24 protein-coding genes are annotated in these 22,661 nt (G+C 62.0%); 15 read left to right on the plus strand and 9 right to left on the minus strand.

Annotated features, from left to right (window positions below; all coding sequences use genetic code 11):
* Nucleotides 1-3: 3 nt before the first annotated feature.
* On the minus strand, nucleotides 4-960 hold the full coding sequence (locus CHB75_RS14085) for a TAXI family TRAP transporter solute-binding subunit (RefSeq protein WP_089271557.1): 957 nt from the start codon (nucleotides 958-960) through the stop codon (nucleotides 4-6).
* Between the two features lie 376 nt (nucleotides 961-1,336).
* On the opposite strand from CHB75_RS14085, the gene CHB75_RS14090 reads away from it, so the two are divergent.
* The 4 genes from CHB75_RS14090 to CHB75_RS14105 all read left to right on the plus strand — a co-directional run bounded on the left by CHB75_RS14090 (nucleotide 1,337) and on the right by CHB75_RS14105 (nucleotide 4,476).
* Nucleotides 1,337-1,915 (plus strand): cupin domain-containing protein, encoded by a 579-nt coding sequence (locus CHB75_RS14090; protein WP_176439144.1) that lies wholly within the window; start codon nucleotides 1,337-1,339, stop codon nucleotides 1,913-1,915.
* A gap of 81 nt (nucleotides 1,916-1,996) precedes the next feature.
* Nucleotides 1,997-3,607 (plus strand): FMN-binding glutamate synthase family protein, encoded by a 1,611-nt coding sequence (locus CHB75_RS14095; protein ID WP_089271559.1) that lies wholly within the window; start codon nucleotides 1,997-1,999, stop codon nucleotides 3,605-3,607.
* Nucleotides 3,608-3,718: 111 nt separating this feature from the next.
* Nucleotides 3,719-4,021, plus strand: a complete 303-nt coding sequence (locus CHB75_RS14100) for a hypothetical protein (protein WP_141135114.1) — start codon at nucleotides 3,719-3,721, stop codon at nucleotides 4,019-4,021.
* Entirely contained in the window at nucleotides 4,018-4,476 is a 459-nt protein-coding gene (locus CHB75_RS14105; protein ID WP_089271563.1) for a hypothetical protein, read from the plus strand. Before CHB75_RS14100 ends, CHB75_RS14105 begins: the two co-directional genes overlap by 4 nt.
* Nucleotides 4,477-4,594: 118 nt before the next feature.
* On the opposite strand, the gene trpA is transcribed toward CHB75_RS14105, so the two are convergent.
* Nucleotides 4,595-5,386: a tryptophan synthase subunit alpha gene (gene trpA / locus CHB75_RS14110; RefSeq protein ID WP_089271565.1), complete on the minus strand. Its 792-nt coding sequence runs from the start codon at nucleotides 5,384-5,386 to the stop codon at nucleotides 4,595-4,597.
* Between the two features lie 145 nt (nucleotides 5,387-5,531).
* On the opposite strand from trpA, the gene CHB75_RS14115 reads away from it, so the two are divergent.
* The 4 genes from CHB75_RS14115 to CHB75_RS14130 all read left to right on the plus strand — a co-directional run bounded on the left by CHB75_RS14115 (nucleotide 5,532) and on the right by CHB75_RS14130 (nucleotide 9,497).
* Nucleotides 5,532-6,422 (plus strand): NAD-dependent epimerase/dehydratase family protein, encoded by an 891-nt coding sequence (locus CHB75_RS14115; RefSeq protein WP_089271567.1) that lies wholly within the window; start codon nucleotides 5,532-5,534, stop codon nucleotides 6,420-6,422.
* A 100-nt stretch (nucleotides 6,423-6,522) separates the two neighbouring features.
* Nucleotides 6,523-7,170 (plus strand): DUF1007 family protein, encoded by a 648-nt coding sequence (locus CHB75_RS14120; protein ID WP_245840982.1) that lies wholly within the window; start codon nucleotides 6,523-6,525, stop codon nucleotides 7,168-7,170.
* Complete coding sequence (locus CHB75_RS14125) at nucleotides 7,152-8,033, plus strand: nickel/cobalt transporter (protein ID WP_089271571.1); 882 nt, start codon at nucleotides 7,152-7,154, stop codon at nucleotides 8,031-8,033. The genes CHB75_RS14120 and CHB75_RS14125 overlap by 19 nt, the downstream gene beginning before the upstream one ends.
* A 111-nt stretch (nucleotides 8,034-8,144) precedes the next feature.
* Nucleotides 8,145-9,497 carry an MATE family efflux transporter gene (locus tag CHB75_RS14130; protein WP_245840984.1) on the plus strand — a complete coding sequence of 451 codons (1,353 nt, stop codon included), beginning with the start codon at nucleotides 8,145-8,147 and terminating at the stop codon, nucleotides 9,495-9,497.
* A gap of 52 nt (nucleotides 9,498-9,549) precedes the next feature.
* On the opposite strand, the gene CHB75_RS14135 is transcribed toward CHB75_RS14130, so the two are convergent.
* A complete protein-coding gene (locus CHB75_RS14135) occupies nucleotides 9,550-10,773 on the minus strand; it encodes an MFS transporter (RefSeq protein WP_342745311.1) in 1,224 nt (407 codons plus the stop codon).
* Between the two features lie 259 nt (nucleotides 10,774-11,032).
* On the opposite strand from CHB75_RS14135, the gene CHB75_RS14140 reads away from it, so the two are divergent.
* From CHB75_RS14140 to CHB75_RS14150, 3 genes are all read left to right on the plus strand, one after another.
* On the plus strand, nucleotides 11,033-11,668 hold the full coding sequence (locus CHB75_RS14140; protein ID WP_089271573.1) for a 50S ribosomal protein L25/general stress protein Ctc: 636 nt from the start codon (nucleotides 11,033-11,035) through the stop codon (nucleotides 11,666-11,668).
* A 115-nt stretch (nucleotides 11,669-11,783) separates the two neighbouring features.
* A complete protein-coding gene (gene pth, locus CHB75_RS14145) occupies nucleotides 11,784-12,503 on the plus strand; it encodes an aminoacyl-tRNA hydrolase (RefSeq protein ID WP_089271575.1) in 720 nt (239 codons plus the stop codon).
* 131 nt (nucleotides 12,504-12,634) lie between these two features.
* The gene (locus tag CHB75_RS14150) at nucleotides 12,635-13,003 is read left to right on the plus strand and encodes a DUF2237 family protein (protein ID WP_089271577.1); all 369 of its coding nucleotides are present in this window, start codon (nucleotides 12,635-12,637) and stop codon (nucleotides 13,001-13,003) included.
* Nucleotides 13,004-13,060: 57 nt separating this feature from the next.
* On the opposite strand, the gene CHB75_RS14155 is transcribed toward CHB75_RS14150, so the two are convergent.
* The 6 genes from CHB75_RS14155 to CHB75_RS14190 form a co-directional block, all read right to left on the minus strand.
* On the minus strand, nucleotides 13,061-13,570 hold the full coding sequence (locus tag CHB75_RS14155) for a helix-turn-helix transcriptional regulator (protein ID WP_089271579.1): 510 nt from the start codon (nucleotides 13,568-13,570) through the stop codon (nucleotides 13,061-13,063).
* Between the two features lie 552 nt (nucleotides 13,571-14,122).
* Nucleotides 14,123-14,704: a PepSY domain-containing protein gene (locus CHB75_RS21705; RefSeq protein ID WP_176439145.1), complete on the minus strand. Its 582-nt coding sequence runs from the start codon at nucleotides 14,702-14,704 to the stop codon at nucleotides 14,123-14,125.
* A gap of 222 nt (nucleotides 14,705-14,926) precedes the next feature.
* Complete coding sequence (trpB, locus tag CHB75_RS14175) at nucleotides 14,927-16,147, minus strand: tryptophan synthase subunit beta (protein ID WP_089271583.1); 1,221 nt, start codon at nucleotides 16,145-16,147, stop codon at nucleotides 14,927-14,929.
* Between the two features lie 146 nt (nucleotides 16,148-16,293).
* Nucleotides 16,294-17,631: an MATE family efflux transporter gene (locus CHB75_RS14180; protein WP_089271585.1), complete on the minus strand. Its 1,338-nt coding sequence runs from the start codon at nucleotides 17,629-17,631 to the stop codon at nucleotides 16,294-16,296.
* 30 nt (nucleotides 17,632-17,661) lie between these two features.
* Nucleotides 17,662-18,171, minus strand: coding sequence for a PaaI family thioesterase (locus CHB75_RS14185; protein ID WP_089271586.1), 510 nt, complete (start codon nucleotides 18,169-18,171; stop codon nucleotides 17,662-17,664).
* Complete coding sequence (locus tag CHB75_RS14190; RefSeq protein WP_089271589.1) at nucleotides 18,168-18,590, minus strand: PaaI family thioesterase; 423 nt, start codon at nucleotides 18,588-18,590, stop codon at nucleotides 18,168-18,170. The genes CHB75_RS14185 and CHB75_RS14190 overlap by 4 nt, the downstream gene beginning before the upstream one ends.
* Before the next feature lie 236 nt (nucleotides 18,591-18,826).
* Between CHB75_RS14190 and CHB75_RS14195 the strand changes: the two genes are divergently transcribed.
* From CHB75_RS14195 to CHB75_RS14210, 4 genes are all read left to right on the plus strand, one after another.
* On the plus strand, nucleotides 18,827-19,207 hold the full coding sequence (locus CHB75_RS14195) for a MerR family transcriptional regulator (RefSeq protein ID WP_089271591.1): 381 nt from the start codon (nucleotides 18,827-18,829) through the stop codon (nucleotides 19,205-19,207).
* A 215-nt stretch (nucleotides 19,208-19,422) separates the two neighbouring features.
* Complete coding sequence (locus CHB75_RS14200; RefSeq protein WP_176439147.1) at nucleotides 19,423-19,827, plus strand: MerR family transcriptional regulator; 405 nt, start codon at nucleotides 19,423-19,425, stop codon at nucleotides 19,825-19,827.
* 23 nt (nucleotides 19,828-19,850) lie between these two features.
* On the plus strand, nucleotides 19,851-21,632 hold the full coding sequence (locus CHB75_RS14205) for an acyl-CoA dehydrogenase C-terminal domain-containing protein (protein WP_089271593.1): 1,782 nt from the start codon (nucleotides 19,851-19,853) through the stop codon (nucleotides 21,630-21,632).
* 379 nt (nucleotides 21,633-22,011) lie between these two features.
* Nucleotides 22,012-22,650 (plus strand): glutathione S-transferase family protein, encoded by a 639-nt coding sequence (locus CHB75_RS14210; RefSeq protein ID WP_089271595.1) that lies wholly within the window; start codon nucleotides 22,012-22,014, stop codon nucleotides 22,648-22,650.
* Nucleotides 22,651-22,661: the final 11 nt, after the last annotated feature.

Raw genomic sequence — 22,661 nt, forward strand, 5'->3', positions numbered from 1 at the left:
GGATTACATCCAGCCGCGTTCTGTGTAGTACTTGATCGCGCCCGGGTGCAGAGGTGCGGACAGGCCGTCCTTGATCATTTCCTCTTCCTTGAGGTTCTCAAAGGCCGGGTGCAGTTTCTTGAAGCGATCGAAGTTGTCGAAGACAGCTTTGACGACTTCGTAGACCACGTCATCCGCCACATCCGAGGAGGTCACGAAGGTCGCCTTAACGCCGAACGTCTTAACGTCATCCGGGCTGCCGGCATACATGCCGCCGGGGATGGTCGCGTAGGCGTAGAACGGGTTGTCAGCGACCAGCTTGTCGATGGCTTCGCCGGTCACCGGGACAAGGTTTGCCTCGACTGTCGAAACGGCCTCTTGAATCGAACCGTTGGGGTGGCCGACGGTGTAGATGATCGCGTCGACCTTGTTGTCGCCCAGTGCGGCGGCCTGTTCGGCCGGCTTCAGCTCGGATGCGAGCGCGAAGTCGTCCATGGTCCAGCCCTTGGCGTCCAGCACGACTTCCATCGTGGCCAGCTGGCCGGAGCCGGGGTTACCGACGTTGACGCGCTTGCCCTTGAGGTCATCAAAGGACGCGATGTTGGCGTCCTTGCGGGCGATCACGGTGAAGGGTTCGGAGTGAACCGAGAATACCGCGCGCTCTTTGTCGAACTTGTCGCCTTCGAACTGCGAAGAACCGTTGTAGGCGTGGAACTGCCAGTCGGACTGGGCCACGCCCATGTCCATGTCACCCGCCTTGATGGCGTTGATGTTGGCGATGGAACCGCCGGTGGAGGGTGCTGTGCACTTCAGGCCGGTCTTGGCGCTGTCGCGGTTCACCAGACGGCAGATCGACTGGCCGACGACAAAGTAGACGCCGGTCTGACCGCCGGTACCGATGGTGATGAAGCGTTCCTGCGCAACGGCAGCCGTGGAGGCCAGCAGGCCCGCGGTCAGAGCAAGGTATTTGGTATGTTTCATAAAACTCTCCCAGTTGGTTTCATTTTGCCGGTCGACCGCAGCGGCCGGACCGGATTTACGCGTCACCCGGAACTTCGGGCTGGTGCGCAGCGAACGATTGTCCGCCCCCCAGCGAGTCAGGGTGTCGTCTTCGGGGCCGCGCGTGCATCTTTAACCAAGATGTTTTTTACCCCTCCTCCAGAGGCATTCGCGCGGCGCTTCTCATTCCGTTTTGCCTTTCGGCTGGTCCCGGGCAGCGGTGCCACAGGAGTCGCCCAAGCGTAGTATCGTTTATTATTTCGATCAAGTCGGTTAGGGTCCAAATTCAAGCCGCAGAGGCATGTAAGTTTTTTATTACATGAAAACAGGCGGTTAAAAAAAATACGGGGGATTCGTTTTGGAGCTGGATGTCGGTCGGCGGCTAAAATCTGTACGCAACGCAACTGGATTGTCCCAGCGTCAACTGGCGCGGCAGGCCGGTGTGACGAACGGGTTGATCTCAATGATCGAACAGGGTCGGTCCAGTCCGTCCATCGCCTCGCTCAAGCGGATTCTGGACGCGGTGCCGATGACCTTTTCCGAATTCTTTGCCGATGATGGCCCGGATGTCGAAACATTTGTGCATCGTTCGGATGAGTTGCGTGAAATCAACCTGGGTGCGGCGCTGGATCTGAGCGAAGAGGCGGCGGATCTTTTGTCGCTGCGTCAGGTCGGCAATGCATCACGCCACACGATCCAGATGCTGCACGAAGTCTATTCCCCGGGCGCCGACACTGGCCCCGAGCTATACACCCACAAGGGCGAAGAGGCTGGAATCGTTATCGAAGGGCAGATCGCACTGACCGTTGCCTCGCGCACCGAGGTGCTGGGACCGGGTGACGCCTATATCTTTGAGAGCAGCAAACCGCACCGTTTTCACAACAGCTTTACCGAAAGGTGCGTGATAATCAGCGCCTGTACGCCGCCCAGTTTCTGACCCGCTTCGCTGGTTGGCACGACACTGCCCGCCAAACCGCAAAAGCCGCCCCCGCCGCACGAAACCAAGCCAGGATCGAAGATGCATAAACTCGCTACACTGGAACGTTACACGCCGCTGGCCGGAGTCGCGGCCATTGCCCTGTTGTGCCTGCTGCTGAGCCTGTGGTCAGGCTGGTTCCTGCTGCCTTTTGTGCTGTTTGCTGCGCTCACCGCGCTGGGTGTGCATGATATCCGCCAACCCAGCCATTCGATCCTGCGCAATTACCCGGTCATGGGGCATATGCGGTTCCTGTTTGAGGGCGTGCGGCCGGAAATCCGCCAGTACCTGATCGAATCCGATCAGGACGAGGAACCGTTCAGCCGCGATTCGCGCAGCCTTGTCTATCAGCGCGCCAAGGGGGTCGAGGACAAGCGCCCCTTTGGCACCCGCAAGCGGGTCTATGATGCGGGCTATTCCTGGCTGACCCATTCGATTGCGCCGGTGCATAACACCAACAGCGATTTCCGCGTGACCATCGGCAATGCCGGCTGTGCGCAGCCCTACAACGCCTCGCTCTACAATATTTCGGCGATGAGTTTCGGGTCGCTGTCGGCCAATGCGATCGAAGCGCTGAACACCGGCGCGCGCATGGGGGGCTTTGCCCATGACACCGGCGAAGGATCGGTCAGCCGGTATCACAAGGCCGGTGGCGGCGATCTGATCTATCAGGTGGCGTCGGGGTATTTCGGCGCGCGGGCGGCGGATGGCAGTTTTGATCGTGAAAAATACGCGGTGACGGCCGCCCTGCCCCAGATCAAGATGATCGAGCTGAAGCTTTCACAGGGGGCCAAGCCGGGCCATGGCGGCATGCTGCCCGCCTCCAAGATTACCCCCGAGATTGCCGAGGCGCGTGGCATCCCCATGGGCATCGACTGCGTTTCCCCCGCCGGGCATTCGGCGTTTTCCACCCCGCTGGAGATGATGCGGTTCATCGGCGAGTTGCGGGATCTGTCGGGCGGCAAGCCTGTGGGGTTCAAGCTGTGCATCGGCCACCGGCGGGAATTCATGTGCATTGTCAAGGCGATGCTGGAAACTGGCATTGTGCCGGATTTCATCGTCGTGGACGGCACCGAGGGCGGCACGGGTGCTGCACCGGTCGAATTCACCAACCACGTCGGGATGCCGATGACGGAGGGTTTGAGCTTTGTGCACAACACGCTGCGCGGCGCCGGGTTGCGCGATCAGGTAAAGGTCGGCGCGGCGGGCAAGATCGTTTCGGCGTTCGACATCGCCCGCGCGCTGGCGATTGGCGCGGACTGGTGCAATTCGGCGCGTGGGTTCATGTTTGCCATCGGCTGCATTCAGGCGCAGGCCTGCCACACCAACAAATGCCCGGTGGGCGTCGCGACGCAGGACCCGCTGCGCCAGCGCGCGCTGGATGTGGGCGACAAGAGCGCGCGGGTGGCGCGGTTTCATGGCAACACGATGAAGGCGCTGGCCGAAATGGCCGGGGCGGCGGGTCTGTCGGACCCCAACGATTTCCTGCCACGGCATTTCATGGCGCGTCAGGCCGACAACCAGATGGTGACGGGGGACGAGGCATTTCCCTACCTGCCCGAGGGGTTCCTGATCGACGGCGTCACCGACAGCCAAGGCTACAAGGCCCGCTGGGACCGCGCCAATGCAGCAAGCTTTGCGCCGGTAGACTGAGGTTGCTTGGCGGAGATAGGACTGTCTGCTGTGCGGACGAAGCTGCCGTTCGCCGGAGGGCGGCACTTGGACTCCGACTGAACTCATGCTCAGCGGATCAGATCAACCTGCTTGGATTCTGAAGACTGGTTCGATACATATTTAAGCTATCACATTGGAGGAATTATGGCCGTGCCTGTTCTAATCGGATTTCTAGGGCAAGCATTGGTTCAGGCGGTGACCAAGCCGTGGCCATGGCTAACCCTGCTGGGCTATTTTGCTTTGTCGAAATTCGACTTGGGAGTATTCGCCAAAGAAGTCAGATCAACCATTTGGGGGCTTTGGCCATTCGTAATTCTCATTGTTATGCTCTGGTTTGCGTTGCTTTTTTTTCGGTCTTACTTGGAACTTTCGCGCGGTAAGGAGAAGCGATGACGCTGGGCCGCCGGGAACAAAGGTTCGTACATCGCGTTGTTGTGTTGATAACAGTGGCGGTTGTTATGGGCATCGGAGTTGTCGTTGTCAAAGAGAGCGGCGAAATCAGGAAACTCATCGAACCATCATTCGCCCGCGATCTGCTGCTTCTTTTTGCGCCACTCGCCGGCTTGGCCATGACTGGTTACACACTTGCAAGCAAGACGTTTTCTTCGGGTGGTTTGCTTGCTGAGTTCGTTGCGCTCGTTGGGTCATACTCCCTTTTCATGGCAGTAGCGTTGCCTTCGTTCTTCAAACGTGAGTTGGCATCGGGGGAAGCCTGTCGGTTTTGGCAGCTTTCTTGTGAGGAAACCCTGTCAGTGAGGGACAATAGGATCACATTACTATTTGTTATTTTGGCCTTAATCCTCGTCTCCGTTGCACTTTATCGAGCAAGAGTTATCCGCGCAGTTTGAGACAAGTGACACTACCGCGCGATCGCCCGCTATACCGCGCGATCGCCCGCTATGGGCTCGAAGCTGACATCGCACAGTCGCTTGCCTGTCGGTTTTGAGGATTTAAGCTACCCGCCCCTCAGGCCCGGTGCGCGCCGTCTGAGAGGGTTTTCACGAAGGCCAGAACCTCGTTTACCGGTTTGCCTTTGGCGAGTTCAGCGACGATGGCAGAGCCCACAACGCAGCCATCGGCCACGGCGGCGATGCCTTGGGACGCTTCGGGGGTCTTGATGCCAAAGCCGACGATGACCGGCAGATCGGTCTGGGCCTTGATGCGCGCGACCTCGGGGGCGACGTCGGCGGGCTGTGCTTCGCCCGCGCCGGTGATGCCGGTGATCGAGACGTAGTAGACAAAGCCCGATGTGTTCTGCAGCACCTTGGGCAGGCGTTTATCATCGGTTGTCGGCGTGGCGAGGCGGATGAAGTTCAGACCGGCCTTTTGCGCCGGGATGCAGAGCTCTTCGTCTTCTTCGGGGGGCAGGTCGACGATGATCAGCCCGTCGATGCCGGCCTCTTTCGCCTGCACGAGGAATTTGTCGACGCCGCGCGAATAGATCGGGTTGTAGTAGCCCATGAGCACGATCGGCGTGGTGTTGTCGTTTTCGCGAAAGGTGCGGGCGATGGACAGGGTGCGGTCAAGCGTCATGCCGCCCGCAAGCGCGCGCTGTCCGGCAAGCTGGATCGTTTCACCATCGGCCATCGGGTCGGTAAAGGGCACGCCCAGTTCGATGACATCGACGCCCGCGCCCGGCAGGCCCTTCACCAGTTCAAGCGAGGTGTCGTAATCCGGATCGCCGGCCATGACATAGGCGACAAAGGCCTTCTTTCCTTCTGCCTTCAGATCGGCAAACTTGGCGTCAATGCGAGTCATGGTCGTTCCTTCCAGATGGTCCCGCGTGATCTGCCGGAACTCTGGGCGGAAATCAATGGTTCTGGACCTTAACAGGGGGCTGGTGTGACCTTGGCCGTCACGCGGCGCGTCCCGGATGGCGACGCGATACAAAAAGGAGCACGTTATGCGCATTCTCTTTACCGGCGGCAGCGGCAAGGCCGGGCGGCACGTCATCCCCTATCTGCTGGAACAGGGGCACCGGGTGGTCAACGCCGACCTTGTGCCGCTGGATCACCCCGGTGTCGACAACCTGACGGTGGATCTGTGCGAAAATGGTCAGGTGTGGAACGCGCTGACATCCTATGCGGGGCTGGATGAGCTTGATCGCGGCAGGGGTGTGCCCAAATTCGACGCCGTGGTGCATTTTGCCGCCGTGCCGCGCATCCTGATCAAGCCGGATAATGAGCTGTTCCGGGTCAACACGCAGTCCACCTACAATGTGCTTGAGGCGGCGACAAAGCTGGGCATCCCCAAGGTGATCTTTGCCAGTTCAGAGACGACCTATGGCGTCTGCTTTGCCGATGGAGAGGTGAAGCCCGAGTATGTGCCGGTGGACGAAGAGCACCCCACTGTGCCGCAGGACAGCTATGCCATGTCCAAGGTGGTGAACGAGGCCTGCGCGCGGTCGTTCCACGCGCGCACCGGCATCGACATCTACGGGCTGCGGATCAACAATGTGATCGAACCGCACGAATATGAATCGGACTTCCCGGCCTATCTGGACAACCCGGACCTGCGGCGGCGCAATATCTTTGCTTATATCGATGCGCGCGATCTGGGGCATATGGTTCAGTGCTGCCTTGTGACCGATGGTCTGGGGTTTGAGGTGTTCAACGTCGCCAATCCCGATCTGTCGGTGGGGCTGAGTTCTGCGGAAGTGCTGGAGCGGTATTATCAGGGCGTGCCGCTGAAACGCATGATGGCCGTAACCGAGACGTTCTATGACATCCGCAAAGCGCAAAAAATGCTGGGCTTTGCGCCGCAGCACGGCTGGCGTGATCTGCTGGGGGTTTGATCCGGGATCGGGGTGACACCGCCCGGAGCAGCGCCATCTTTGCGGTTGACCCCGGCAAGGTTCAGCCGTCGCTGGCGCGGCGGTCTTGTCAGGCGACCCTGTGGCGCTTACTCCTGCCACCATGCGTCTGATCATCGCCCTTCTTGCCGTGCTGCCCCTGCCTGCGTTCGCGCATCCGCATATGTTTGTGGACAGTCGGCTGGATCTGACGCTGGACGCCGACCAGAATGTGACCGGGCTGACCCTGAGCTGGAGTTACGACGAATTCAGCGCGCTGCTGATTCTTGAGGATATGGGGCTGGACCCGGACGGCGATGCGCAGCTGACCGAAGCGGAGCTGGCGCGGCTCAAGGGTTTTGATCTGATCGAATGGCCCGAGGGGTTTGAGGGTGATCTGTATTTCTACCGTGATGGCGTGCAGGTGCCGCTTGATCACCCACAGCCCAGCGCGATTGCCGTCACCGACGGGCGCATCACCGCCAGCCATACCCGCAGCCTGACGCCGACCCCGGCCGAGGGTCTGCAAATCCTTCAGTATGACCCGACCTATTATGTCGCCTACACCCTGTCCGGTGGTGTGCATCTGCCGACGCCCTGCCGTGCCACGCTGATCCCCGCCGATCCGGACGCGGCGACGCAGGCATTGGCCGAAGAGTTGAAGAAGGTGCCCGAAGACCAGTTTTCGATCCTAGAGATCGGGGTGCATTATGCCGAGGACGTGCGGATCACATGCAACGCGCCCTCCTGATCGCGGCAGTTTGCGTCGCGGCTGTGGCGCTCTGGCTCTGGGGCTTTGGCGGCGCGGAGCATGTGACGGTCTGGGCTGCCGAGGGCCAGCGCGCGGCGCAGAACGCCATGGCCCGCGGCTTGCGCAGCCTTCGGGCCGGGGATCCCGGTGCGCTGACGGCGCTGCTTGGCCTGTGCTTTGCCTATGGTGTCAGCCATGCTGCGGGGCCGGGACATGGCAAGATCCTGATCGGTGGCTATGGCCTTGCCGCCCGGGTGCCGCTGACGCGGCTTTGCACACTGGCGGTGGCCTCCAGCCTTGCGCAGGCGGCATCGGCCGTGGCGCTGGTCTATACCGGCGTGCTGCTGCTGAACTGGAGCCGCAGCTATATGCAGAGCCTTGCCGACAGCCTCATGGCGCCGCTCAGCTATGGGGCCATCGGGCTGATCGGCGTCTGGCTGGTTCTGCGCGGTCTGCGCAAGCTTGCCGCCCGCAATGGGGATGACGGGCACGGGCATGATCACAACTGCAACCATGCCCATGGTCCTACAGCGCAGCAGGCCGGAGCGGTCAGATCGCTGCGCGATGCCTTTGTGCTGGTCGGCGCGGTCGCCCTGCGCCCCTGCACCGGGGCGCTGTTCCTGCTGATCATCACCTGGCGCATGGGCCTTGCCTGGCAGGGTATCGCGGGGGCCGTTGCCATGGGTCTGGGCACTGCCAGTGTGACCCTGGTGGTCGCCGCGGCTTCTGTCACCCTGCGCGAAGGCACGCTTGCCCGGATCGCGGCGGGCCCCGCCACCACCCGCGCGCTGGGGCTGGTGGAGGCGCTGGCCGGTGCCACCATTGCCGCCCTTGCCCTGCAACTTTTGCTGCGCGCGCTCTGAAAGAGACGCGGGGCGGATGGCCCCTTTCCGTTCATCTGCTCAAAGGTACTCCGGCGCGCGCAAGCGGCTGCCCCCTTGCCGAAAACCGGCCGCCCCCCTAAAGCCGATACCATGACACAGACCCCCACCATGACCTGGCCGCAGCATATGCGGGCCGTGCTGACCCTTGGCCTGCCGCTGATCGGCGGGCACCTTGCACAGTTTTCGATCGGGCTGACCGACACCATAATGCTGGGTCGTTACGGGGCCGAGGCGCTGGCCGCGCTTACGCTCGCCACGGCGCTGTTTTTCCTGCTGTTCCTGATGGGCTGCGGCTTTGCCTGGGCAGTGATGCCGATGGTGGCGCAGTTTGATGCGCAGGACGATCCCACCTCGATCCGGCGCGCGACGCGCATGGGGCTGTGGCTGTCGACACTCTATTTCATCGTCGCGCTGCCGGTGTTCCTGTTGTCGGGGCCGCTGCTGCTGGCGCTAGGCCAGACGGCGGATCTGGCTGCGGATGCCCAGACCTATCTGCGTATCGCGGGTTTCGGCATGCTGCCCGGGCTGCTGGTCATGGTGTTGAAAAGCCACCTTGCCGCGCTGAGCCGCACCCGCATCGTGCTGCTGATGACGCTGGCGGCTGCGGTGGCGAACGGGATTGGCAACTATCTGCTGATCTTTGGCAGCTTCGGCTTTCCTGAACTGGGCATCAAAGGCGCTGCCATCGCTTCGGTTCTGTCGCAGGCCGTCGCCTTGGTCGGTGTCGGGCTATATGCCCATTACCGCCTGCCGGAACATGCGTTGTTCACGCGCCTGTGGAAACCCGACTGGGAGATGTTTCGCCGCGTCTTCCTGCTGGGCCTGCCCATTGGCCTGACCACTTTGGCCGAGGTCGGGTTGTTCGAGGCGACGGCCCTGATGATGGGTTGGCTGGGCACCGTGCCGCTGGCGGCGCATGGCATCGCGCTGCAGACGGCTTCGGCCACCTTCATGGTCCACCTCGGGTTTGCGAATGTGGCGACGATCCGTGCGGGCAATGCGCGGGGGCGCGGGGATCCGGATCATCTGCGCCGTGGCGCGGTCGCGGTGTTCGGTCTGTCGCTGGCCACATCCTGCCTTACGGTCATCACCTTCCTGACCCTGCCGGAACAGTTGATCTCGCTGTTTCTCAACCCGGCCGACCCGGCGCGCGGCGCGATCATGGCGATTGGTGTGTCGCTGCTTGCCGTGGCGGCGCTGTTCCAACTGGTGGATGGGGCGCAGGTCATCGCGCTGGGGCTGCTGCGCGGGATGCAGGACACGCGGGTGCCGATGATCATCGCGATCATCGCCTATTGGGGTATCGGCATCCCGGCGTCCTACCTGCTGGGATTTGTATGGCACTTCGGCGGTGTCGGGGTCTGGTCGGGGCTTGTTATCGGGCTGGCCGTGGCGGCCATACTGATGCTGTACCGGTTCTGGTCACATGCCCGGCGCGCCTAGGGTCTGAGGCCGTGCGATCGCCGTAGCCCTGGGCGGGCGGGTGTTTGCGGGTTCAGGCGTTCTGGCTGCGGCGGTGCAGGGCGGGGATCAGCAGAGCGGGCACGATCAGCAGCCCGAGGGCAATGGCCGAGAACGAGGCCTGAAGACCGAAACCTTCGGAGAGGAACCCCATCAACGGCGGGCCGATGAAAAAGCCCGCGTAGCCGACGACCGAAACCCGCGAGATGGCTTTGGTGCGGTGCCGCGCGGGGACCATGCGCCCGATCCAGGCGAATGCCATGGGAGCCAGCACAGACACGCCCGCGCCGAGAATGGCAAAGCCCGCATAGGCCAGCGAAAGGGTCGGCGCATGGGCCGCGAGCAGCGCGCCCGTTGCAGCGACCAGCGCGGCCCAGAAGATCACCCGCGCCTCTGACAGCCGTTGTGCCACGAGTTGCCCCGACAGGCGCCCCGCCGCCATGGTGATGCCCAGTATTGCCGGCCCCAGCGCGCCCTGCGCCGCCCCTGCCCCCAGATTGCGTTCAAGGTGCAGGGCAGACCAGCCTTCGGTCGCCTGTTCGCTGAGAAAGGCGATCAGGATAATGGCCCCGCCCGGCAGCAGCAGCGCCCAGGGCAGGTATGCGTGAGCGGTTTCGTCGCTGTCCTCTTCGGGCGCGGGCACCGGGCAGCGCAGGATGAACAGCGTCAGCATCAGGGCGATTGCGGACATGAGGCCCAGCACTGCGCCGGGGGGCATGCCTGCTTCGCGACCCAGCCCGGCGGCGATGGCGGCGCAGGCATAGGCCACCGAGAACATGCCGTGATTGAGGTTCATGAGCGAGCGTTTCTCTGTCGCCTCAAGCGCGCTGACCCGGGCGTTCATCACCACGTCCAGCGTGCCGGAACTGGCCGAGGCGAGCGTCATCGCCAGCGCAAAGGTCAGGCCACCACCCATCCAGCCCGGCAGCAGGAAGGCGAGGGCCATCAGTGCCGTGCAGATCGCCATCGCGCGCTGCCCCAGCAGACGTTCGGCCAGCGGTGCAAGCCACATCGCCATCACCGCACCCGAGGCCGCCACGAGCAGCGCAAGGCCGAAAGCCCCGTCCGAGAGGCCGACTTGCGGCTTGATCGCGGGCACGAGGGCCGCAAAGGACCCCCAGAAGAGGCCCATTGCGGCAAAGGCGGCCGCTGGTCCGCGGCTGCGGTGAAGATCGTGCAACATACCCATGGCGCGGCCTTGCCACAGGGCTGATGCGGCGTCCAGAGCGGTGGTGCCGGGGCGTCTGAATTCCGCCATTTCTGTGCCGCTTCTGTGCCGTGCCAAAGTGCTGACGATGGACCCGCGCACAAGCATGCGCGCCTTTGGCGTGGTATGGTGCTAACTGGCTTTGCAGGCGCCAAGCGGGGCGCGAGTGGATGAATGGGGGCGGCACAGGTGATTTCGGCCCCGGGTCGGCAGGAATGCGACTTGCTTTGGGGTTCGATCCGGTTTATCGCGCGACCTTCACGCGGGACTACAGCCTTGGAGGTGCCCGCATAACCTTAGGAGAATTATCATGGCTGGAGAGATTCCTGATCTCGTAGCTCTGGAACGGACGGGGACAGGCAAGGGCGCCGCTCGTCAGGCACGTCGCGACAACCTTGTTCCCGGTGTTGTCTATGGCGGCGGCGTTGATCCGCTGTCGATCAACCTGCCCTACAACGCGCTGCTCAAGCGTCTGAAGGCCGGTCGCTTCCTGTCGACCCTGTTCAACCTCAAGGTTGAAGGCCAGGACGATGTTCGCGTGATCTGCCGCGCTGTGCAGCGTGACGTGGTCAAGGACCTGCCGACGCATGTCGATTTCATGCGCCTGCGTCGCACGTCCAAGGTCAACCTGTTCATCCACGTTGATTTCATCAACGAAGAACTGGCGCCCGGCATCAAGAAGGGCGGCGTTCTGACTGTTGTCCGTCCCGAAGTCGAACTGGTCGTAACTGCGGCAGACATCCCCGATCACATCACGGTTGACCTGACCGGGCTGAACATCGGTGACACCGTCACGATTTCGAACGTGACCCTGCCCGAAGGTGCCAAGCCGACGATCGACCGCGATTTCGTGATCGCCAACATCTCGGCTCCGTCGGGTCTGCGCTCTTCCGGCGTTGATGAGGACGAAGAAGAAGGCGATGCAGCTGAGGCGACCGAGGAGTAAGCTCCCAAGGTTCGTTTCGCGACATCTATTGCGGCCCTGCCCCCACCCGGGCGGGGCCGTTTGCGTTTCGCGCCGCCCCACCCTATTTCAGGGGCAGCGGCGGCAGGAGGATGCGATGAAGATCTTTGTGGGCTTGGGCAATCCCGGCGGGCAATACGCACAGAACCGGCACAATATCGGCTTCATGGCTGTTGAGGCCATCGCCGAGGCGCATGGGTTTCAGCCGTGGAAAGCCCGGTTTCAGGGTCAGGTGGCCGAGGGGCGTCTGGGCGGCGACAAGGTGCTGTTGCTGAAACCTGCGACCTTCATGAACCTGTCCGGTCAGGCCGTCGGCGAAGCGATGCGGTTCTACAAGCTGGAACCGGCGGATGTCATGGTCTTTCATGACGAGCTTGACCTTGCGCCCGGGCGGCTGAAGGTCAAGTTCGGCGGCGGACATGCGGGGCACAACGGGTTGCGGTCGATCCATGCCCATATCGGCGATGCCTACGGGCGGGTGCGTATGGGCATCGGCCATCCGGGGCGCAAGGAACTGGTGTCGGGCTATGTGCTGCATGATTTTGCCAAGGCGGATGCCGATTGGCTGGAGGATGTGCTGCGCGGCGTCGCGGATGGTGCGGATGATCTGGCGCGGGGCGACAGCGCGAAATTCCTGAACGCCGTGGGGCTGCGGGTGTCCCCCCAGCGCAGCAGCAGTGGCACAGCGCCGAAGAAGCCCGGGGCGGCAAAGACCACCGCAAAGGTGGCCGAACAGCCCGCCGTCGCAGCCCCGGACGAAGAACCGGCCCCGGACAACCGCAATCCCTTGCAGCGGCTTGCGGATCGCTTTCGCTAGGCCAGCGCGGCGCGGGATTGGTCGCGGTTCAACACCGCAGAACGGGATCGAACCGACATCCGGGCAAGGACCTTGCTTGCCGACCGGATGAGCAATAGCCTGTGTGCACCGCGCGGATCAGGAGAGCTGTCATGGACAAAGACCCCGAAATCAACGTTCTGGGCACCGGCCTTGAACTTTGTGGCACGGACCCTGTGACCGGTTTCTTTCGGGATGGCCATTGCAACACCTGTGCCATCGACGTCGGGAGCCACACTGTCTGCGCCATCATGACGGCCGAATTCCTTGCCTACTCCAAATATGTCGGCAACGATCTTTCGACGCCGCGTCCGAATTTCCAGTTTGCAGGGTTGAAGCCCGGCGATGCCTGGTGCCTCTGTGCGAGCCGATTCCTGCAGGCCCATGACGAAGGCTGCGCGCCACTGGTGCGGCTGGCGGCGACGCACAAACGCGCGCTGGACGTGGTGCCCCTGAGAGTTCTGGAGCAGCATCAGAGCTGACATCAGGATCGCGGGGCGCTGTCCACGACGCATTTTAGCTGCCAAACGGCCCCAAGCTCAGGTGGTCTGGGGCGGAACACCTGGCAGGGCATCCTCCATCAGCGCGTCGATGAAGAGGCTCAGCAGTTGGGGGCGGCCCGACACGCCCGCCTTGCGGTAGATGGCATTGGTCTGGGCCTTGACCGTGCCTTCGGAGGTGTTTCGCAGGGCGGCGATTTCGGCCGTAGAGAGCCCCTTGATCGAAAACAGCGCCACGTCGCGTTCCGCAGGCGTCAGACCCCAGTCGGCAAAGCGTTCCTCAAGCACCTCGGAAAAGGCACCCGAGGCGAGACGCAGGGATTGTTCCGCCTGCGCCTGCGCCCGCAGGCTGCGCGCGAGCAGAATGGCCGTCGCGGCCACCCCGAGCACAAGACCCAGCGCGGCACCGACCTGGATCATTTCGTAAAGCGCCCAGGCGATGGGTGTGCTGCGCAAGCCAAGGGTGCTGGACAGAATGTCCCAGAGGAAAAACAGCGCGCAGATCAGCTGAAACAATAGAAGCAATAGAAAGAATACCTGGTCACGCACTAAATCTGGTCCTGAGATTGGACTGCGCCCGTCAGCGCAGGTCGCGTTTAATCGTCGTCTTTACCATCGTCATCGTCCGAGCCGTTGTCGTCGTCATCCTTGTCATCGTCGGAATCGTCCTTGTCGGAGCCGCCTTTGTCATCGTCCCGGTCATCATCATCGTTCGAGCCGGAGCCGTTCGACCCATCGCGGTCCGAATTGCCGCTGTTGCCAGAGCCACTGTTGCCGGAGCCTGAGGATCTGCGGTCATCGCGGTCGAGATAGTCGCGCAGGATGGTTCCGGTTCCGGGGTCAAGGATGATTTCGCGCGCGCCCTGCTGGCCCCGGGCAAGGATACGCACACGGCCCAGCCAGGTGCGGCTGACACGGATCTGGGCAAAGCCCTGTTCCTGAAGCTGGCTGATGATCTGATCCTGCGCGGTCTGCGCAAAGGCCGGCGCGGCGCAGAGCGCCAGACAGGCGGCGCCGGCGGTCAGAAACCTCCGGCGCTTTAGCTGATGTGCCGCACGTGCCCCCCGCCCAGAGGCGGGGGCCGCAAAGCGCATTGGGCGATCAGTCGTCATCGCCGTCGTCGTCGTCGTCGCCATGGTCGTCATCGCTTTCGTCGTCGTCGTCATCATCGTCGTCGTCGTCATCGTCGTCGCTGTCGTGGTCGTCACGATCATCGTCGTCATCGCTGTCATGATCATCGCCATCATCGCTGTCGTGGTCGTCACGATCATCGTCATCATCGCTGTCATGGTCGTCACGATCATCACTGCCGCGCGACCTGCCGTCTTCGTCATCATCGCCGGAACGACGGCCTTTGTCATCGCTGTTACCGTCGGCAGAAACAAAATCGCGGCTGCGCGTGCTGATTTCGACCCCGGGGGCGCTGTCAGAGACATTCCCGCCAAAGGCTTCGGTTTCCTGCGACAGGATGGCACCGGTGGCAGAGTCATAGACCACTTCGATCTTGCGCCCGCCGCCGACGGCTTCGGCCTTGATCTGGGTCGGGCCTGTCTTGATCTCAATATGGCCGAAGCCATTTGCCGTCAGGTCCGCGACGATCTGGTCCGTGGCGGACTCGGCAAGGGCAAGCGTGCCGAAGAGCGCGAGACCGGCTGTAAGGGTGAGGCTCTTGGTAAGAGTCATGTATCAATCCTTTGGTTAGGCCCGGCGGGATGCGGGGCGTTGCACAATGGGAATTGGCGGCTGTGCCCTGTCCGGCATAGGGGCAAGAAGTTTACGCGCGGTGCGATAAACCCACGATACAAAGGCATAAACCTGAGTTTATGAATAGAAAAACCCCGCGCCACTGCTGCGGCGCGGGGTTTTGTGGAGCACGGCAAGCGACGGCCTGCGGTGAGTCGCCGTTCAATCCATGTCAAAGCCGAGGTACTTGGCCACGGTGAAGATGTCCTTGTCGCCGCGTCCGCACATATTCATGCAGATCAGGTGATCCTTGGGCAGCTCGGGCGCGATCTTCATCACATGCGCCAGCGCATGGGAGGGTTCGAGCGCGGGAATGATGCCTTCCTTGTCGCAGCACAGGGTGAAGGCCTCGAGCGCCTCCTTGTCGGTGATCGAGACATATTGCGCGCGGCCGATATCGTGCAGCCAGGCATGTTCCGGCCCGATGCCCGGATAATCAAGCCCTGCGGAGATCGAGAAGCCTTCGAGGATCTGGCCATCGTCGTCCTGCAGCAGATAGGTGCGGTTGCCATGCAAAACACCGGGACGACCACCGGTGAGAGAGGCGCAATGCTCCATCTTGGCGTTGACGCCTTTTCCGCCGGCCTCGACCCCGATGATGTTCACGTCCTTGTCGTCAAGGAAGGGATAGAACAGGCCCATGGCGTTCGATCCACCGCCGATGGCAGCAATCAGGGTGTCGGGCAGACGGCCTTCGGCCTCGAACATCTGTTCCTTGGCTTCCTTGCCGATGATGGCCTGAAAATCGCGCACCATCGCGGGATATGGATGCGGACCAGCGACCGTGCCGATGCAGTAAAACGTGTCGCGCACGTTGGTCACCCAGTCGCGCAGCGCATCGTTCATCGCATCCTTGAGCGTGCCACGGCCAGAGGTCACGGGAATGACTTCGGCCCCGAGCAGGCGCATGCGGAAAACGTTGGGTTTCTGACGTTCCACATCATGCGCGCCCATGTAGACGACGCATTTCAGGCCGAACTTGGCGCAGACGGTGGCGGTTGCCACGCCGTGCTGACCGGCACCGGTTTCGGCGATGATGCGGGTTTTGCCCATGCGGCGGGCAAGAATGATCTGGCCCAACACGTTGTTGATCTTGTGCGCGCCGGTGTGGTTCAGCTCGTCCCGTTTAAGGTAGATCTTGGCACCGCCCAGATGTTCGGTCAGGCGTTCGGCATGATAAAGCGGGCTGGGGCGGCCGACGTAATGTTTCCAGAGGAAATTCATCTCGTCCCAGAAGCTCTGGTCGGTCTTCGAGATTTCGTACTGTTCTTCCAGTTCGAGGATGAGCGGCATCAGGGTTTCGGACACGAAGCGCCCGCCGTAGTTGCCGAAACGACCCTTTTCGTCGGGTCCGTTCATGAAGCTGTTGAAGAGGTCGTCCATTGCGCGTCTCCCGTAATTCAAGGGCTAGTTCTAGGGCGCTGAAAGGCAGATTTCCAGAGCGTTTCTAAATGCTGTGCCGGAGGTTCTGCAGACCCGGCCCGGAGTCACGCCAAAGGCGCCGGGCAAGTGCCTGCTGAAACGTCGAATCACGCCGCCGCGCGTTCCAGTGCCGGGTAGCGCCAGCCCAGTGTCAGCCCGCGCGCGATGAAAGACACCAGAAGTGCCGCCCAGAGGCCGTGGTTGCCCCAGATCGGCACCAGCACCAGTACCGCGCCCAGATAGACCAGCGCCGACAGGACCATCATGTTGCGCATGTCCGCCGTCCGCGTGGCCCCGATAAAGACCCCATCCAGCATGAAGGCCGCAAGCCCGAGCACAGGCACCGCGATCAGCCAGGGCAGATAGGTGCGGGCTTCGGCCTGTACGGGCGGCACATCTGCCATCAGGTCAATCAGTGACGGACCGCCAAGCCAAATCGCCAGCGACAGGCCGCCGCAGACCACCAGCCCCCAGAAGCTGGTCAGCAGTGCGCCGCGCCGCAGGTGGGCGGGGCTGCGCGCGCCCATGGCCTGCCCCACCAGCGCCTCGGCTGCAAAGGCGAAACCGTCCAGAGCATGGGCGGTGATTTCCAGAAACTGGATCAGCACCTGATTGGCTGCCAGAGTCACATCGCCGAAATCGGCCCCCAGGAACAGAAAGGACATGACGATCCCCTGCAACAGGAAGGACCGGATCAGGATATCGGAATTGACCCGCATCATCCGGATCAGCCGAACCTTGTCAAAGACCCGGGCCCAGTCGCGCCATGCAGGCACACGAAAGGCCGCGCGGCACAGCCAAAGGCCCATGGCCAGCCCCGACCATTCGGCGATGACCGTGGCGCTGGCCACGCCGCTGACACCCCAGTCGAGCCCCAGCACGAACCACAGATCCAGCAGGATGTTGATCAGGTTCATCCAAATCTGCAAAACCAGCACCGCGCGTGTGCGTTCCTGTGCGATCAGCCAGCCGGTGATGCCGTATAGCGCGATGGCAGCAGGGGCCGACCAGATGCGGATCGACATGTAGTTCTGGGCAAGGGTTTCAACCTCGGCGCTGGCGGGGGACAGGGCGAACCCGGCGCGAAAGATCAGCCCCTGCCCCAGGATGATCAGCAACCCGGCGCCAAAGCCGATCATCAGCACCCGGGTCAGAAGGGCGGCAACCTCGGCCCGGTCGCCCTGCCCGGCGGCCTGCGCGGCCAGGCCCGTGGTGCCCATGCGCAGAAACCCGAACATCCAGTAGACGGCGGTCAGGATGACCGCACCGATGCCGACTGCGCCGATCGGTGCGGCAAGACCGATCTGGCCGACAACGCCGGTATCCACCGCCCCAAGGATCGGCACCGTCGCATTGGACAGCACGATGGGAATCGCGATCTTGAGCACGCGGCGGTGGGTGACATCCCGCAGCGGCGCAGGACTGTGGGCTGTTGCATCGGTCATCTGCTGGGTCTTTCCGTCGGCCGACCTGGGTCAGCCGTCACTGCGGGGCATCAGGAAGTGCGCCGAACATTCGGCAAAGGGGCGGTCATGATTGTCCTGCCATGCCTGCGCGTGCACGCTGGCATAGCGCCGTCCCGACCGGGTGACGCGGGCGCGGGCATAGGCGTCGCGCGGCAGGCCGGTGCGCAGGTAGTCGGTGGAAAAGTCGATGGTCTTGGGCAGGCGCGGCAGCTGACCGGATTCGAGATCGGAAAGCTTGAGTTTGCCGCTTTCGATATCCTCCCACAGCCAGGCCCAGCTGAGGGTGATGATCGCCGTCACCTCAAGAAACGCGGCCGTCACCCCACCGTGGATGGCGGGCAGCAGCGGGTTGCCGATCAGCTTGTCGTCATAGGGCAGCAGGCCGGTCAGTTCGTCGCCGCGACGGTCGAACCTGATCCCGAGGAACTGGATATAGGGCACGCCCCCCACCAGCGCGTGCAGCGCGGCATCGCGGCGCTGTTTCACCACTTGTACGGGTTCGGGCGGACGGCGCATCAGGCTTCCTCCACCGTAAAGGTCCCGGTCGCGGTGGCGACGGGGCGGTCGGTGTCGTCATCGGTTGCGATGGCCCGCACAAAGGCGACCGATCGGGTGATGTGATGGCAGGTGGCCCGCGCGGTGATGGACTGCCCCGGGGTGGCGGCACGCATATAGTCGATGCGCAGCCCGATGGTGGCCGTACCGCCGGGGCTTTGGGGGTGGCTGATCACTGCCGCACCGCCGCAGGTATCCATCAGCGCCGAGACAGCACCGCCATGGATCACACCGGTATCCGGATCGCCGATCAGGCGGGGATTATAGGGCATCACGATTTCGGCGGTGCCGTCACCGATATGCGTCACGGTCAGGCCAAGCGCCCCGGCATGCGGAATGGATTCGATGAACTGGCGTGCGATGGTGTTCTGGTTTGCTGTCATGGCGGGCTCCCTTGCCACATCACTCGCCCAGAGTTGGAACACGAGCCGTGCACATGTGCAAGCGGCAGTGACACTGCTGGGCGCGTGCAGGTCTGTGCCTGCCGCCCGCATCAATGTTTTGTGCAGTCTTCCGTACAGTGGTGTCGCATTTCCGACATACTGCACAGCGGAGGGTTTACAGATATTGCCCTCGGGCCGGGCTCGCCCTAGGCTTGTGTCAAGGGAGTGCCTGATCAATGCCAGACAAACGCTTCAGCTTTAAAGAAATGTGCGCAAAGTACGACGTGACCCCCCGCACCTTGCGATACTACGAATATATCGAACTGCTTCAGCCTGACCGCGAAGGCCGTGCCCGTTGGTACGGCCCGCGCGAACGGGCGCGGATGACATTGATCATGCGGGGCCGTAAATTCGGTTTTCAGCTTGAAGATATCCGTCAGTGGCTTTTGATGTATGAAAAAGAAGGCACCACCGCACAGATGCAGGCGTGGATCACCCTTGCCGACCAACAGCTGGCCGAACTGGCCGAGCAGCGCCGCCAAATGGACGCCGCGATCGATGAATTGAAGCGGTTGCGAGACGATACAGCTGAGTCGCTCAAGGCCGGTCAGGCGTGAGCCGAATTGCGCCGGGTAGGGAAAACCTGACCTAGCCGCGCATTTTGAAATTTTGACCAGTTAATAAAATTTCGAAACAGTCGCTTGACGCGACCTTATCTTACGTCAACTTAAAAGTGACGTGGCGTATGAGTACGTCACCCGAATTTCTCATTGTAAGAAGACCCCAACAACCCCATCCCGCCGGGCAGATTACCCGACGAGAGGTTTGTACGATGATTGAAGACCAGACGATGACGATCCGACAGATGTGCGATGCATTTGACGTGACCCCACGCACCCTGCGGTTCTACGAGGCAAAGGAGCTGCTGTTTCCGATCCGTGAAGGCCAGAAACGCCTTTTCACCCGGCGTGACCGTGCACGGCTCAAGCTGATCCTGCGTGGCAAGCGCTTTGGCTTCAGCCTTGAGGAGATACGCCAGCTTCTGGACCTGTACGACATGGGCGACCAGCAGCAGACGCAGATCGCCAAGACCTATGAAGTTGCCCAGCAACGGCTGGCCGCACTGGTGGCCCAGCGGGACGAGCTGAACGGGGCGATTTCGGAACTCGAAGACCAGTTGAAGTGGGGTGAAAAGATGCTCACCTCGCTTAACCAGACGCAGAAAGCTGCCGAATAGGCAGACCCTTAAGGGAGGACCTGATGCCGATCTACCACGCGCCCACCAAGGACATGCAGTTCGTATTGCACGATGTGCTGAAGATATCCGAATCCGGGATCACCGGGTATGATGATCTGGACCGTGAAACGACGCAGGCGGTCCTCGAAGAAGCCGGCAAGCTGAGCGAGAACGTCCTCGCTCCGCTGAACGCCGTTGGCGATGCCGAAGGCTGTACGCTGGAGAACGGTGTGGTGCGAACGCCCACCGGCTTCAAGGACGCCTACGAGCAGATGCGCGCGGGTGGCTGGATGGGTCTGGACGCCGATCCGGAATACGGCGGCCAGGGCATGCCCTATGTGCTGAACTGCGCAGTGGGCGAGATGTTCGTGTCGTCCAACATGGCCTTCAACATGTATCAGGGCCTGACCCATGGCGCCTATTCGGCGATCCATGCACATGGCTCTGACGCGCAGAAGAACATGTATCTGCCCAACATGATCGACGGCATCTGGTCCGGCACGATGAACCTGACCGAGCCGCACTGCGGCACCGATCTGGGTCTGATCCGCACCAAGGCGGAACCACAGGATGATGGTTCCTATGCGATCAGCGGTCAGAAAATCTGGATTTCGGCCGGCGAACACGACATGTCGGAAAACATCATCCATCTGGTGCTGGCACGGATCCCCGGCGGCCCCGATGGGGTCAAAGGCATCTCGCTGTTCATCGTGCCGAAGTTTCTGGTGAATGCGGACGGCAGCTTGGGCGAACGCAACACCCTGTCCTGCGGCGGGCTGGAAAAGAAGATGGGCATTCACGGCAATGCCACCTGCGTGATGAACTATGACGGTGCCAAAGGCTATTTGATCGGCGAACTGAACAAGGGCATGCGCGCCATGTTCACCATGATGAACGAGGCCCGTCTGGGCGTCGGCCTGCAGGGTTATGCCCAGGGTGTCGTGGCCTATCAGAACGCGCTTGGCTTTGCGCAGGACCGTCTGCAGGGCCGCGCGGTCACCGGGGTCGAAGCACCGGACAAGCCCGCAGATCCGATCATCGTGCACCCTGATGTGCGTCGCAACCTGATGCACCAGAAATCGTTTATCGAGGGCGCACGCGCCTTCACTTTCTGGGGTGCCTCGCTGATCGACCGCGCGCACCGCAATTCCGATGCGCAGGCCGAGGGGCTGATTTCGCTGCTCACGCCGGTTCTCAAGGGGTTCCTGACCGACAAGGGGTTCGAGACAACTGTTCTGGCGCAGCAGACGTTGGGCGGTTCGGGTTTCACCCGCGAATGGGGGCTGGAGCAGTTCGTGCGCGATGCGCGGATCACCATGATCTATGAGGGCACCAACGGCATCCAGTCGCTGGATCTGGTCGGGCGCAAGCTGGGTCAGGACGGCGGCAAACACGTGATGGGCTTCTTTGATCTGGTAAAGAGTTTCATCAAGGACAACGCCGGTCAGGATGCTGATTTCGACAAGCAGTTCCTTGATCCGCTCAAGGCGGCGTCAAAGGATCTGCAGGCGGCGGGGATGTATTTCATGCAGAATGGCATGAAGAACCCGAACAACGCGCTGTCCGGCTCCTATGATTTCATGCATCTTTTCGGACATGTCTGTCTGGGCCTGATGTGGGCGCGGATGGGCCTGGCAGCACGGGCCGGTCTTGCCTCTGGCGACGGTGATACCCAGTTCTATGAGACGAAGCTGGCAACGGGGCGTTATTACATGGCGCGGCAGCTGCCCGCCACGGCGATGCATCTCGCGCGGATCCAGACCGGAGCGGATACCGTGATGGCGCTGGATGCGGCCAACTTCTGATCGAACGTCGGGGGCGGCATCCCTGCCCCCGGTCGTTCACTGACCGCCACGAGCGCGGTCCAAAAGATTGAGGTCCTTGCGGCCAAGGCGCCGTCGGCGCCCGCAAGGACCGGACGACTCAAACGGAGGGGAGCCGTATGAGAGCAGGTGTAGGTATAGATGCGCAAACGAGGCCCGCCGGAATGCCCGACGGGTACCGGGCCGATCTATGCCGCCGGGCTGTCAAACCTACGGATAGCGATTGGGCTGCAAGCCAGAGAGCGGCGAACCACAGACGCCAACTCGACCAAAAGGCGTTCAAATCCCCTTCTTGCCCTTCTTCTCTTTCCAAATACGCAAAAATCGCCATCACTATCCCCGCCACAGGAGGGCTTTTTGCATGACAATTCAACTTCACTGCTTCGGAGAATCCGGCAATGCCTACAAGGCGGCGCTGGCGCTGGAACTGGCGGGGCTCGACTGGGAGCCGGTGTTTGTCGATTTTTTCAACGGCGCGACCCGCAGTCCGGAATATCGCAGCCAGATCAATGAAATGGGCGAAGTGCCTGTATTGGTCGACGGTGCGGTGAAGCTGTCGCAGTCCGGCGTGATCCAGATGTATGTGACCGAAAAGACCGGCAAGTTCGGTGGTGCGACCCCGGCAGAAGCGCGCGAAGTCATGCGCTGGGTGTTCTGGGACAATCACAAGTTTTCCAGCCAGGCCGGGATGACCCGCTTCCTGATGAACTTCCTGCCCGAAGAAAAGCGCCCCGCCCCGGTGATCCAGTTCATGCAAGGTCGGCTCAAGGCCGCCTATGAGGTTCTGAACACCCATCTGGCCGGGCGCGACTGGATCGTCGGCGACGCGATCACCAATGCCGATATCAGCTGCTGTGCGTATCTTTATTACCCCGAACCCTTTGGGTTCGATCGCGCTGACTGGCCCCACATCGACGCCTGGCTGACACGGATCAGCGATCAGCCCGGCTGGAAACACCCCTATGATCTGATGCCCGGCAACCCAAGTGACCGGGCCTGAAGGAGACGACC

This window comes from Puniceibacterium sediminis (genome assembly GCF_900188035.1).
Taxonomy (GTDB): Bacteria; Pseudomonadota; Alphaproteobacteria; order Rhodobacterales; family Rhodobacteraceae; genus Puniceibacterium; species Puniceibacterium sediminis.